Annotated in this window: 10 protein-coding genes; 3 read left to right on the forward strand and 7 right to left on the reverse strand. The window is 57.4% G+C overall.

The genetic code is table 11. The features are described from left to right. Position 1: 1 nt before the first annotated feature. The 6 genes from nifN to AB8Z38_RS18355 form a co-directional block, all read right to left on the reverse strand. A complete protein-coding gene (gene nifN, locus AB8Z38_RS18330) occupies positions 2–1384 on the reverse strand; it encodes a nitrogenase iron-molybdenum cofactor biosynthesis protein NifN (protein WP_369726384.1) in 1383 nt (460 codons plus the stop codon). A 5-nt stretch (positions 1385–1389) separates the two neighbouring features. Further along, positions 1390–3033: a nitrogenase iron-molybdenum cofactor biosynthesis protein NifE gene (gene nifE, locus AB8Z38_RS18335; RefSeq protein WP_369726385.1), complete on the reverse strand. Its 1644-nt coding sequence runs from the start codon at positions 3031–3033 to the stop codon at positions 1390–1392. A 115-nt stretch (positions 3034–3148) separates the two neighbouring features. Beyond that, on the reverse strand, positions 3149–4708 hold the full coding sequence (nifK, locus tag AB8Z38_RS18340) for a nitrogenase molybdenum-iron protein subunit beta (RefSeq protein ID WP_369726386.1): 1560 nt from the start codon (positions 4706–4708) through the stop codon (positions 3149–3151). 80 nt (positions 4709–4788) lie between these two features. Continuing rightward, on the reverse strand, positions 4789–6291 hold the full coding sequence (gene nifD, locus AB8Z38_RS18345) for a nitrogenase molybdenum-iron protein alpha chain (protein WP_369726387.1): 1503 nt from the start codon (positions 6289–6291) through the stop codon (positions 4789–4791). Between the two features lie 28 nt (positions 6292–6319). Next, positions 6320–6463 carry a hypothetical protein gene (locus tag AB8Z38_RS18350; protein ID WP_369726388.1) on the reverse strand — a complete coding sequence of 48 codons (144 nt, stop codon included), beginning with the start codon at positions 6461–6463 and terminating at the stop codon, positions 6320–6322. Between the two features lie 709 nt (positions 6464–7172). Continuing rightward, positions 7173–7469, reverse strand: a complete 297-nt coding sequence (locus AB8Z38_RS18355; RefSeq protein WP_369726389.1) for a hypothetical protein — start codon at positions 7467–7469, stop codon at positions 7173–7175. Positions 7470–7491: 22 nt separating this feature from the next. On the opposite strand from AB8Z38_RS18355, the gene AB8Z38_RS18360 reads away from it, so the two are divergent. Beyond that, positions 7492–8319 (forward strand): hypothetical protein, encoded by an 828-nt coding sequence (locus AB8Z38_RS18360; protein ID WP_369726390.1) that lies wholly within the window; start codon positions 7492–7494, stop codon positions 8317–8319. Between the two features lie 862 nt (positions 8320–9181). On the opposite strand, the gene AB8Z38_RS18365 is transcribed toward AB8Z38_RS18360, so the two are convergent. Continuing rightward, complete coding sequence (locus AB8Z38_RS18365; RefSeq protein WP_369726391.1) at positions 9182–9466, reverse strand: helix-turn-helix domain-containing protein; 285 nt, start codon at positions 9464–9466, stop codon at positions 9182–9184. Here AB8Z38_RS18365 and AB8Z38_RS18370 point away from each other — a divergent pair. Both AB8Z38_RS18370 and AB8Z38_RS18375 read left to right on the forward strand, forming a co-directional pair. After that, complete coding sequence (locus tag AB8Z38_RS18370) at positions 9456–9656, forward strand: hypothetical protein (RefSeq protein ID WP_369726392.1); 201 nt, start codon at positions 9456–9458, stop codon at positions 9654–9656. The two genes, AB8Z38_RS18365 and AB8Z38_RS18370, sit on opposite strands and share 11 nt — an antisense overlap. 2396 nt (positions 9657–12052) lie before the next feature. Then, complete coding sequence (locus tag AB8Z38_RS18375) at positions 12053–13120, forward strand: cytochrome-c peroxidase (protein WP_369726394.1); 1068 nt, start codon at positions 12053–12055, stop codon at positions 13118–13120. The last annotated feature ends 92 nt before the right edge of the window (positions 13121–13212 follow it).

Here is a 13212-nt window from a genome sequence, read left to right on the forward strand (position 1 = left end):
CTCAATGCAACCCAGGCGAAACGACCTGCAGGTCAGAGTTGGTGGATCGCCAGGTGTCAGGCGTCGGCCCATGGTTGAGTTCGCGGTCGGTGATGATGAGATTGGCGATGTCAAAGATCAGGTCGCGCGTGCCGCGATAGCCAACCGTTGTGAGGTGCGCAGCGCCAACGCGATCGAACATCGGAAAGCCCACCCGGAAGAATGGAATATTGAGTCGCGAAGCGGCCTGGCGGCCATGTGAATGCGACATCAAGAGGTCGCAGTCACGCGACCTGGCAAGCTCTTCAAGATCCTCCAGATCGCCGATCAGGACGTTCTCGGTCCTGACCCGCTGCAGCACCGGGGAGTTCGTCGTCGTCACCGCAGCAGTGACCTGCGCCCCCATCTCATGGAGCGAGTTGGAGAGGTCAAATAACAAATCCGGCTCGGCGCCGATCGCGAGCTTGCGGCCGCCGATATGGAAATGAGCATCCAGCATGGCGTCTGCCAGCTGTCCACGCTGCCGGCGATATTTCGAGGGTACTGACCGGCCGGTGATCTGGCTCAAGAACGCCATAAAATCGTCGTTTGGGATAAGGCCACAGAGCCGCTCGAACAGACGGAACGGCGCGCCTGTCCGCACCTGCATGGTCTCGGCCGCACGGCGCATTTGCGCGCCGATCGCGATCGTCCAGGCCACCTGCCCCATGGTCGCAATTTCGTCCACTCCAATCCCCCCGATTGTAGTCGGCGTGAATTCGTCGGGGATGTGGCCGTCCAGGGAACCTGCAAGGTCCGGCAGGAAGGAGGGCTTGAGACCGAAATCCTCAAAGATCGTGCGAAGCTCGTCGAGGTCGCCGGGCGTGAGGTGGCAACCAGGTAGCACGTTAACGCGGGAGGCATCGCGCGGTCTGGCTGGGTCGAACGGTGCCACAAGCACCTCGATCATCCGCGCCACCGTCTTCCCCCAGCCATCCTGAAAGGCATCCTTGAAATCCGGGGTCGAGACGTAGACAAGAGGGAGCTTTTCGAGCTGCGGGTGCTTCTGTCGGATCAGCCGGATGAAGGCTTCGACGTCATCGCCGTTGGTCTCGGTGACCCCAGTTGAATTGATGCCAATGATCTCGGGCTCGGCGCGATTGTAGATGTTGAGGATCGCTTGTTCGAGATTCTCGTGGCCGCCCAGCACGGTAGCAACCTCGCTCATAGCAGTTGTCTGCATCGGCACGGCTTCATTGAAATGGCGCACGAACAGCGTCAGCCCAAAGGAGGCGCAACCTTGCGGGCCGTGCAAAAGCGGCATCGCGCCGCGCAATCCCATGAAGGCAAATGAGCCGCCGATCGGCTGACTCATCTTGAGCGGATTGACCGAACAGGCTTTCTTCGAGGTAGTGACGATCGCCATGTCCCCTACTCCGCCGCCTGCAGTGCCGGCGGCTGGAGATCGGATGGAATGTCCCTACAAGCAATGCACCGCCCGCTGGAACTGGTGCACGGCGTGTTGGGCTCGGCGAGCTTCGGGCCATGCGCCGCAATCGCGCTCTCACGCTCGCTGGCCTCAGCTTGATTGGAGAAACTTATCGCCCTGACGCCGTTCCTGCTTGGGTCCCGAACTGGATTCGCGGCTTGCGCATTCATCTGGGCAACCGTCCTTCCCTGAGGCTTCCGGTCGAACTCATCCCATGGCGCGCCTTGGCGGAGCTGATCCCATATCGGACTGTAGAGCGCCTTCTCGATCTCTTCCATGAGCTTGAGGATCCCGACATAGCCCATATAGGCGTGGCAGCGCTCCTGGTTGATATCGAGCCACGGCATCGCCGCCTTCAGTGCGACAAATTGCGACTTGCCGCCCGAGAGCATGATATCGGCTTTTGCGTCCTTGAGCATCTTGTAGATCTCGCGAGGCGACATGTCCTCGATCATATAGGCCTCCTGGCCCATTAATTCCTTGATACGTTCCTTGTCCTTCTTGGTCGATTTCTTCACGGACGTGCCGACGATCTCGAGCCCGGCCTCCTGCAAGGCGGCCACCATCGACCAGGATTTCACACCGCCGGTGATGAGAACAACCCTCTTGCCGGCAAAGCGCGGCTTGAAACGTTCAATCGCAGCCCAGGCCTTGGTCTCTTCCCGTGCGATCAGGGCTTGCGTGCGTTCCATCAGCTCAGCCGGCGCGCCACTTTCGATCAGCATGCGCGCGATCTGGCGGAGTGAATCGCTGGTATCCTCGATACCGTAGAAGGAGCCTTCAAAAAACGGGATGCCGTAGCGCTGCCTCATCTTGCGTGCGACGTTGATCATTGCCCTTGAGCAAACCATCATCGCGGCTTTGGCCCGGTGCGAATAAGCGACCTCGCGATACTTGCCGTCCCCCGAGATGCACGACAGGATCCGAATTCCGAGCTCATCGAGCAGGGGCTTGACCTGCCAGAGCTCGCCGGAGAGATTGTATTCGCCGATGATGTTGACATCATACGGCGTCGTGTAATCGGGCTCTCCGGTACCGATGACATGCTCCAGCAGTGCTTCGCCAGCAAGCTTGTTACCAAGGTTCTTCGACCCGACAAATCCCGGTGAATTGATGGGAATGACCGGTTTGCCGAACTTGGCGGAGGCCGCCTTGCAGACCATATCGATGTCGTCACCGATCATTGCGGGCACGCATGTCTGGTAGACGAAGATGGCCTGCGGGTCGTATTTCTCTGTGATCTCCTTGACTGCCCTGTACAGCCGCTTCTCGCCGCCGAAGACGATATCGGTCTCGCTCATGTCTGTGGTGAAGCTTCTGCGCCACAGATCGGAGCCGGACGAGACCGAACCACGATTGTCCCAGGAATTGCCCTCACAGGCGATTGGACCATGCACAAGATGGGCGACATCGGTGAAGGGCTGCAGCGCGACTTTGGCGCCATCGAAGGCACATCCGCCGGCGGCGCCGCCCGGCTTGAGCTGCTTGGTGCAACCATTCTTGCGCTCTACCCTCGACTTGCTCGCGTTCCTGGCGCAGCCCGGTTCGTTAAAAACGTCCTGTATGGTCGTGGGAAGCGAAGTCATGGTGTCTCTCTCGGGGATGTCAACACACCGCAGACCACAAGGATGGACGGCGGACAACCTGTGATCCCCGCCGCAGCGCCGCTGGTCCTGCGGACGATGAAGCGGGGAGCTCGCCTTAGCGTATGATGTCGAAGCTGTAGTCTGTCTTGCCAACCGAGCTGGTCTTTCGATCGATCTCATCAAAGATCTTGTCGAGAATCTTGACCAGCACATTCATGCTCCCCTGATAGCCCCACACTGGATAACGATGGTGATGATGGCGGTCGAAGATGGGAAAGCCGATCCGGATTAGCGGCGTTCCAGTGTCGCGCTCGAGATACTTGCCGTAGGTGTTACCGATCAGAAAATCGACCGGCTCTGTGAACAGGAGCGATCGCATGTGCCAGAGATCCTTGCCTGGGAAGGCGCGGCAGTTTTGACCGAAGGGAGAGCTCGCGAACAGCGCCTGCATCTTCAGCTCCCACGCCTTACTCGCGTTGGTCGACAACACGTGGATCGGCTCAGCGCCGAGCTCCAGCAAGAATGCGGCCAGGCCATAGCAGAGGTCTGGATCCCCGTAGATCGCGAACTTCTTGCCGTGAACATGCGCGCTGGAGTCAGCCATTGCGTCTACCAGACGCCCACGCTCCTGCTCCAGCGCATCTGGAATTGCCTTGTTGGTGACACGCGACAGGGTCATCAGGAAATCGTCCGTGGCGCTGACGCCCAGCGGGTGATTGAAAGCGACGACCTCCTGATCGTGTCCCTTGATGAAGGACAACGTCTTCTCCGTGCAATATTGCTGCATGGAAATGGTTGCCTTGGCGTGGACTGCGTTCGCGGCATCCTTTAGTGTAGTGCCCCCATCATACATGCGGAACTCGCCGTCCGTGGGGGTATCGAACACGTCACTGTTATCCGCGAGGATGGTGTAGCCGATGCCCATCAGATCGAAGATACGCTTTATCTCACGGACGTTTCCGACAGTGTAGCCGTCGAAGCCACCGATGAAGTTGATCGTGTTGTTCGCTTTGCGCTCGAGTTTTGGCGCCGTGCCGGCTTTGCCATCCCAGAAATGCTCGAGGATGCCCTTGAGCGTGTTGTCGTAGCCAGTAACGTGGCTGCCGACGAACGCAGGAGTGTGAGCGAATGGTACGTCGTAGTCCGCTGGGACTGAACCTTTTTCCTTTGATGTTTTGATGAAGGCATTGAGATCGTCGCCGATGACTTCCGCCATGCAGGTCGTGGCGACCGCGATCATCTTCGGCTTGTACATGTTATAGCTGTTGGCAAGCCCGTCGGTAAGATTGTTAAGCCCCCCGAACACGGCCGCGTCTTCCGTCATGGACGAGGAGACGCACGATGTCGGCTCCTTGAAGTGCCGTGACAGATGGCTGCGATAATACGCGACGCAGCCCTGTGAGCCGTGGACGAACGGCAGTGTGCGCTCGAACCCGAGGGCGGCGAACACCGCACCCAGCGGCTGGCAAGCCTTCGCCGGATTAACCGTTAGCGCCTCGCGGGCGAAGTTCTTCTCGCGGTACTCGGATGTCTTGGACCATTCTTTGATGCGATCGACGTCGGCGGGATCATGCGGATTCTCAAATAGCGCCTTCTTCTTGGCCAGCATCTGCTGGTATTCGTCTCCCCGGAAAAGCTCAGAGTGGTCGAGTATGTGTTCGGCGTTCTGTGTCATCATGGCACTCTTTGGGTTCTTGCGTTCGTTCTCCTGCCCTTCCCCTCCTCTGCGGAAAGAAACGGCCCGGCGTCGGTTTCCTATTCCGCTGCCATGAGGCTCGGCTGCGGAGCGTCCTTCCAAGGTGCGGTGGTCTTCCCCCAGATCGGGGAGTTAATCGCCATGTCCATGTCGCGGGCGAAGATCGCGAAGCCGTCATAGCCGTGGTAAGGACCCGAGTAGTCCCAGGAATGCATTTGGCGGAACGGCACGCCCATTTTTTGGAAGACGTATTTTTCCTTGATACCGGAGCCGACCAGGTCTGGCCGGATCTTTTCGACGAAGCGCTCGAATTCGTAGCCGGTGACATCGTCGTAGATCAGCGTGCCATCTTTGACGTAGTGCTGGGCGGTGCGTTGGTAGTCATCGTTATGCCCGAACTCATAGCCCGTGCCGACAACATCCATGCCGAGGTCCTCATAGGCGCCGATGACGTGCCGAGGACGTAAGCCGCCGACGAACAGCATTACCGTCTTGCCTTCGAGCCGCGGCCGGTATTTCGCGGTCACAGCATCGACAAGCGGTTGATATTTCGCGATGACGCGTTCGGCGCCTTGCTTGATCTTGTCATCGAAGAAGCTTGCAATTTTGCGCAGCGACTCCGCGATTTTGGAAGGACCGAAGAAGTTGTACTCGCACCAAGGAATCCCGAATTTTTCCTCCATGTGCCGTGAGATGTAGTTCATCGAGCGATAGCAATGCAGTATGTTGAGCTTTGCCTTCGGCGTCGCCTCCAATTCAGCGAGAGATCCATCCCCGGACCACTGGGCGATGACGCGTAGGCCCATTTCTTCGAGCAGGATTCGTGACGACCAAGCGTCACCGCCGATGTTGTAGTCGCCGATGATCGCAACATCATATGGTGACGACTCAAATTTAGAGCTGGTGTCTGGGGCGCTCTTGTCAAAGATCCAATCCCGAACGGCGTCGTTCGCGATGTGATGGCCGAGCGATTGCGACACGCCACGGAAGCCCTCGCACCGCACAGGCACGATGGTTTTGCCGCCATATTCCTTCGACTTTTCTCGGGAGACCGCCTCGATGTCGTCACCGATCAAGCCAATCGGACATTCGGACTGAATGGTGATGCCCCTGTTGAGAGGAAATAGCTCCTGGAGCTCATCGATGAGTTTCGTGACCTTTTTATCGCCGCCGAACACGATGTCCTTCTCCTGGAAATCGGAGGTAAACTGCAGTGTCACGAACGTGTCGATGCCGGTCGTCCCGACGTAGTAGTTGCGCCGCGAGCCCCACGAGTACTGACCGCAGCCGACCGGACCGTGGCTGATGTGGATCATGTCCTTGATGGGTCCCCAGACCACGCCCTTGGAGCCCGCATAGGCGCAGCCGCGGATGGTCATCACGCCGGGAATGGACTTGATATTCGACTTGACGCCACAATCCGACTTCCCCGCCTCGTGAACACTGAGATGCTTGGCGCGCCTTTTGGCGGTCTTCTCGGGGTAGACCTTCAACACCTCATCGATTAGCTGCTTGTTGCGCGCCTTGATCTCTGCAACGCCTTGGTTATCTGCTCTGCTCATACGAATTCCTTTCGATTGTCGTCTCAAATCAAGGAGCGGCGCTTTTGCGGTAGACCGACGGATTTCCGATCCGGCGTTCAGGTGTAAAGCGCGCAATCTGCGTGGGCGGTCCTACCGATCGCAACTTCGCGACGTTCATGCCGCAGCGGTCGTTCACGATCTTGTAGCTCATCTCGGCTGAGCGCTCAGGAGCGCCATGTGTGACGCTGTTTATCGATGACCAAGACCCTTCTCGGTGAAGTCATGCCTGCTCTCCAGCGGTTGGTCATATCGGCTTCTTTATTCGCTCGCGTGCGATCACGGGGCATGTCCCTGTGCGTGGGATGCAGGACTAACAGCCGCCTCCTGCGCAGGGGTCTGCAACGAGTGTGCCAGCGCCGGTTGAATAGAAAAAGCAACGTTTATAGAGCTACATAGCTGCCGGATGCGGATTGTTATAAACCTGACCCTGTCTGTCCCCGATAAGCGTAGGCGCTAACGCCATGTCTGAAACAAAACAATCAGTTACGCTCTCCACCAGCGGCGCGGCTGGAGTCTGGCCGCGCGCCGACGTCATTCCGATGCGCAGCCTTGCTTCGTACGCGCCAATCCAGCGATCGCAAACACCATCCGTTCGAGACGGATTTTAGCGCGGTTAGATGTGCCCATCGTGCTCGCGATCCCACCCCGAGCAAGACTCGCATCGAGCGCTCCACCACCTGCTCCAGATGTCTCCGCAAGAACTCAGTTGCCCAGCAGCAGGCCTCTTCCATTTCCGGGGGGAACATCTGACGCCGTGGAGAGCACGTAAGCTGATCAATTCCCAAGCAGCGCGGTAGCTTAAACTCCGCAAACCGTCACCCTGGGCTTGCGGATCCGCGTTCTAGAATCGCTTCATCGATTCATTCACTTGCAAGCCCGGTCACGGCTTCTTCCAGCATCTCGACAAAAACATCAGCTTCGCAAGTGCCGCCAGTCGAGATAAGGCAGGTCGAATGCGGACCACTGGTCGATTTACCCTTTCTCGTTCCAGGACCGGATCGAAATTCCTTACGCTTACCTCCGTTGCGTGGTATATTAATCGCCATTAAAACCAGTTTTGCTAACGCGCTCCGCCAGCATTTTTGCAGAACAGCGCGCCGATGGTCCACTTGAACGGTATTTTTCTTGCCCAGGTAATTTATGGTAAAAAGGGCCAAGACCTCGGACCGAAGTGGTCAGGTGCGGATTTCACGCATTGCAACGTTTGCAAATTGGTGCATCACCACTGTTACGGCGGTAATAGCGCTTGGGTTCGTGGGACTTGCGCTCAAGGACATACCCATCACGGCGCTGTCGAATGCAAATCCTGAAATTATCCAGGTTGCCATTCTGAGCGTTTATATTTCGTGCTGGGCTTACGGGACCAGCATCGACACGAAAATCCAGGGTGGAATATATGCGGACGACCCACAGGGAGGACGTGTCCGGACCGGATCAATTGTTGCTGTGGCCTTTCTCGCGGTTATTTCAGTCATTTTGCTGTCCGTGAGGTCGAACGAGGTGTATTTCGCGCTGGCCCTGGCTGCTTTTACTACGATCGATGTGCTGGGATGGCTGTATCTGCGCTACTGGTTGTTGCCAGGAATCATTAAGGCAAGCCGGGACAAGTTTGAGGATGAGGATGACTATTATGGCCAGATGATTCTGAACAAGGTGGCGTCCCAAATCATCGGTGACTGGAAGTGGCGAAGACAGATCCCGCTCGCGCTTATTGTTTTGTTGATTATTCTAATAGCTGTGTTCCCGCGGCTGCACGAAATTGTTGCGGAGAACGTTCACAAGCTGGTCCCGGCGCTTCCTTCCGAAACTATAAGACCGCTCCTACAGGATTTCTTGCTGCTGGCGTTCGTTCTCGTATCAGAGTTGTGGCATTTTGGTGTGCGTCTGAGTACGCTCCTGACTATTCGCGTCCTGAATGAGATGGAGGAGAAGTTCACGTTAGAACCGGCCATCGGGCGTGACCGATCCCGAAAGCCCAGGGGTCGGCGCCGGCGTTCTTCAGGATGATCAGCTTCGGCTTCCGTGACGGACCCTGTTCGTCGATGCCGCGCTAACGAATATGAACGGCTCCACTTTGAAAGTCGACGCAGCCAAAGATCGGTTACTTGCCGCATTGAAGCTCGACGGAGGGACGAAGAAAGTATCGCCCAATCGCTCACCTTGAACATCACCGAGCACCGGCATTTCGGGATCGGACTCATCGCTGCCGTCGTCGCGCTTTCCGCTTTGATCAGCATGTCCGTGGACTGGTTGGAATGATCCCACTTGCTGCGGCGTACCTTCTGCCAACCATCATCGGCTTCTAGGTTCGGCCTGGCGCCATCCTTAACGTCGTCTTTTGCTTGACGTGCTCAGCTAACTTGATTCTCCGTGTGGGCGCCGATTGGTCCTCGGAATCCGCATTGGAGGCCATGTCATGGCCTTCGATACTTGGGCCGGCGAAGACTCCGGCCGGAATCCCGCTCTAACGATGTCGGATTAGATCTGCCCTCCGGATGGAAGATGCCCGTGGTGCAAGCGGAGATCATCTCCTCCGAATCGATCGCTCTGCCTCGCGCGCCTTTCGCTTCTGTAGGGACGAGTTGGCTGCTGCAGTAAGCCGCCGCGTCGGTTCACGACCTAGCGTTCGACCCGTTAATCTTCCCTTTGGAGCTTCTCGCGCTCCTGCCGAAGCGCTTCGGTCTCTCGGGCGATCTCGCGTCCTTCGCCCAGTTGATCCTGGAAACGCTGGCGGGTCTCGGCGAGAACAGCGGGGGCGAAGGATTCAGTCAGCCGAATCTCGATTGCAGATCGGGCACTGCAGGGTGAGTTCATGAGCGCTTTTGCCGCCGTCGGATTAGATGTCATGAACCCTCCGTTTCGGCAGCTCTTAGGCCCGAATAAACGTGATCCGGCCCCCTTCGCCACGCTTCCGATGTGGCTTCACCTTTGTTTCGACGTCCTGATCGAACGACGTCAGCATGCGCAGCAGCTTTTCCACGGAAACCAACTTGAACTGCCCTCGAAGCAGCTTGGAGAGGTTGGGCTGCTTCACGCCAACGAGCTTCGCGGCTTCGGTCTGAGTGATCTCCCGCTCCGCCGTCAACCGCTTCAGTTGTACAATGAGGGCTGCCTTGAGTTGGTACTCGTCGGCGGGGAGGCGGTTGGCCGGCAACTTCTTCTTCGTGCTCGTGATCGGGCTGTGTTTATTCCGTGTCGATAGCTTCGGTGTCGCGCAGGCGCCGCCATGCGAGGCCAGTTCGTCCTTGAATGCGGATCGCCGGCCAAAAGAGCTGCCGATCGGACCGGGAGAACGTCAATTTGAACGCTCTACCGCGCTCGAGTGCCTTTGGAGTTTTGCCTAAACTTTTGCGGGTGTGCTCGTCTTGGAGGACGGCATATATAGCCCCGGGAGCACATATGTGTGTGCCTAAGAATATGGACAGTAATTCGTGTGCGCGCACCTGCGGAATTCAGCGTAAGACACGTCACTTGGATAGAAGAGATTCTGGCCAATCTGTGAATTCCAACTCGAAGCTACGTAGGCCAGTGGGTTTTGTCGTGAATTTAAGGGTCTTCCCTGAAAGGTCGGCCAATGAACCAGATGCGAACTTGAAAACTGTCGTGCCGGAAGTTGCGACCCCAATGCCTTGCTCGCCTTCCATGCTAGAGAAGTCGGTCGCCTCGGAGAGTTGCCCAATTGCAACTCCCTCCAGCGCGTGGTGAAATTCTATGGACGCCAAGTATGTCCTTTTGTCAGCAGCCCACTCGCTGACCGACACTGCTGTGATCCCCGCGTCGGTCAAGAGACCACCTGCAATCCGGCAGCCATATTGAACGGTGAGAATGACCCGCTCATTCCGAACTCCGGCCGGCTCTCGATCGGCGGCAGTGATCGTGCACGAGTACCGCCTTGTTTCCGCAACCGCCCCCATGCTTAGCCCGATCCACTCGAGAGCGGAACATAGTAGAAAAGCGAGAGCGGGTCTTATCATTCGACTGCACCTGATCTGAAATATCGTTCGCCTGCTCTGTACAATCTGACGTTACGGGCGATTCAAGCTCCTTCGATCGCTCTGCCGGATCAACGTTACTCAGGTGACTGCGGTGTTCGCAGAAACGAGGCGAGCGGTATCCCCCGGCAGCGCCCTTTGATGGGGGCCGGAACGACTTCATTATTGGTGCGCAGCGGGCAGCACGTCGGTGAACCAAGGCTATGGGCCGAGCTTTTCAGGTCGGCGGCGGCCATGAGGGGCGCGACGGCCCGCGGCGCCGGAGCGCTACATTCCTGACTCAGGCGCAGGCGCTCTGTGAGCGGACGCTATTTAACGCGGAATGCTCCCGCGGCACGGTCCCGAAATTTTGCTTCACAATCTCAATGTAAAAGGAAACGTGGCCGAGACGAGCCGTTCAAAGGCAGACTGCCGCTCAAGCAGACGCTCCTCGAGCATCTTACGCTGGAGATCATCTAGCTCGCTTTGAAGCCTTCTGCGACAACGCCAAATGTCGTTCCGTACGGATCTGATCTCATTCAAGCGATCGTCAATCGAAGCCATGACGGATACCGTATCCCAACTTGAACCAGCCATGGACAAGTGCTCAATCGCTCCTTCCTCGGATCTCAGGACTTGGGCCATCTGCGGACATGATGTCACGATCTCCTCCCAGCGTGTCCTCTTGTATCGGCGTCTTTCAACGCAAGAGCACGAAGTAGCGGCTGCTCGTGCAGAAGTTCAGCTTATTTTGCCCTCAGCGCGCAGGATTTCAAAAGCTAGCAGCAGCCCGTGAGTGGGCCGACTAGGTAATTCAGCCAACACCCGCCGGATCAGGGGTCAGGCCGGTCACCTGTCGAATTGGCTAGGACGGTCGCACCGTCAGACTCTGGGCAGCCGCGCCTTTCAGACTTGAGCATGGCAATTGCCATGCCACCGAACCTCAGGTGGAATTGAACAAGCCATGTTCGGTTCGGAGGCTCGTCCTTGCAAACGAGCCGGGGCTTCGCGGCGGCGGCGCGCCAGAGCGCCCCGCATATGAGTCGGAGAGGCTTCAGTCGGCAGGGCTCGGCGAAATCGTGAACAACGCGCACCGCCGGGCGCCTCGGGTCAGTGTCTCGCCCAGCTGCGTAGGTCTTGTTACCGCCATTCCCGCGTACGGCCGGCAAGCTGGCAAGCGAACCTCACCACAAAAGTATCTGCGGTCATCTCTAGCCGGGCCTGGCGCTTGTGGCATCTGTGACACTGAATGTAGTGATCAAACCAACACATGCGACTTTGTTTGTTCGTCCGGACTCGTTTTACAACTAAATCAGCAACTTGCGCCTCCGGCGCAACTGGCATCGCAGTTGCTAATTGTCCAATGACACCGTGAGCGCTGAGCGCGCCCAGCGGTATAAGACGGATACATCAACTTTGCGGGAGCGTATTGGCCAACCAATCGCTCGATGGAGCACCGATGCGGCCACCGGACAGCTTACTGCTTGCGGCACGGCTGTTGTTGTCAGATCGCCCATCACGCCGAACGTTGAGGCGCTAGTCTGATCCACCAGCAGAAAGGCCGCGCTCTAAGCTCGAAGCGAACTCGCGAATCACATAAGCCCCTCAAGCCCGTGCGTGAACGCTGGCGGCGAGCACCTCGAAATCGCACATTTTGATGCAGCCTCGCTTCAGAGGATCCGGTGCATGCTGCGCCGGACCGTCGAGGACCGCGTGGCATCGCTTTCGACTGTTTCCTTGTTTAACAATCAGAACTAATGAGGCGGTGTATGAACATGTCGATCCCGGAGCTTCGACTCGTGGCTGAAGCATCTATTTTAGCTGTTGGGCTGCTGATGTCGTCAGGAGCTAACGCGGACGATGATCTGATGAGAAACGCCAAGCAGATCTTCCATCCGATTCCCTCGGTCATTCCTGCGGTAAAAGACAATCCAGTGACGCATGGAAAGATCGAGCTCGGCAAGATGCTGTTCTTCGATCCGCGGCTATCGGCGAGCGGGATCATTAGCTGCAATACGTGCCACAATCTCGGGACCGGCGGAGTTGATGTCGGTCCGACTTCCGTTGGCCACGGCTGGAAGGTCGGCCTACGTCGGGCCCCAACCGTCTACAACGCAGTGTTCAATGCGGCCCAATTCTGGGACGGACGTGCCGCGGACCTCAAGGCGCAAGCCACCGGCCCTGTGCAGGCGAGTGCGGAAATGAATGCGACTCCGGATCATGTGCTCGGTATCTTGAACTCAATGCCCAGCTATGTCGTCTTGTTCAAGAACGCTTTTCCGACCGAAGCGAGACCGGTCACCTTTGAAAACTTTGCGAAGGCGATCGAGGCTTTTGAAGCGACTCTCATTACACCTGCGGCTCCATTCGATCAGTATCTCGAGGGCAATGCACATGCTCTCGATGATCAGCAGAAGTCCGGGTTGGCACTGTTTATGGAGAAGGGATGTTCCTCTTGCCACAACGGAATCAACCTCGGTGGACAGGCCTACTTCCCGTTCGGCGTGACGCAAAAGCCGAACGCAAGCGTGCTTCCGGACGCCGATAAGGGGCGGTTCGCTGTCACTAAGGCGGTCGGCGACGAATATGTCTTCCGCGCGGCGCCATTGCGGAACGTCGCGTTGCGAGCCCCTTACTTTCATTCGGGACAAGTTTGGAGCCTCAAGCAAGCTGTTGCCCTGATGAGTGAAGTCCAGCTCGGCGCCAAGCTTAGCGATAGGGAGGAAAGCGACATTGTCGCATTTCTGAATTCGCTGACCGGTCGGCTGCCTAAGATCGAATATCCGGTGCTACCAACGCGTAGCAACACGACACCAAAGCCTTCAATAGACAGATAGCCTTAGCAGCACAGGCCTCATTCCCTGCCGAACAGCAACAGATGATACGCAAGAAACCGGCATCCCGCAATGACGTCTAAATGAACGATCTT

The sequence above is a fragment of the Bradyrhizobium sp. LLZ17 genome (assembly GCF_041200145.1).
Lineage (GTDB): Bacteria > Pseudomonadota > Alphaproteobacteria > Rhizobiales > Xanthobacteraceae > Bradyrhizobium.

Coding starts and splice junctions, on each gene's coding strand:
- nifN (WP_369726384.1), bottom strand. CDS start 1,384: ATGGCGATCGTCACTACCTCGAAGAAAGCCTGTTCGGTCAATCCGCTC.
- nifE (WP_369726385.1), bottom strand. CDS start 3,033: ATGACTTCGCTTCCCACGACCATACAGGACGTTTTTAACGAACCGGGC.
- nifK (WP_369726386.1), bottom strand. CDS start 4,708: ATGACACAGAACGCCGAACACATACTCGACCACTCTGAGCTTTTCCGG.
- nifD (WP_369726387.1), bottom strand. CDS start 6,291: ATGAGCAGAGCAGATAACCAAGGCGTTGCAGAGATCAAGGCGCGCAAC.
- AB8Z38_RS18350 (WP_369726388.1), bottom strand. CDS start 6,463: ATGAGCTACAAGATCGTGAACGACCGCTGCGGCATGAACGTCGCGAAG.
- AB8Z38_RS18375 (WP_369726394.1), top strand. CDS start 12,053: ATGAACATGTCGATCCCGGAGCTTCGACTCGTGGCTGAAGCATCTATT.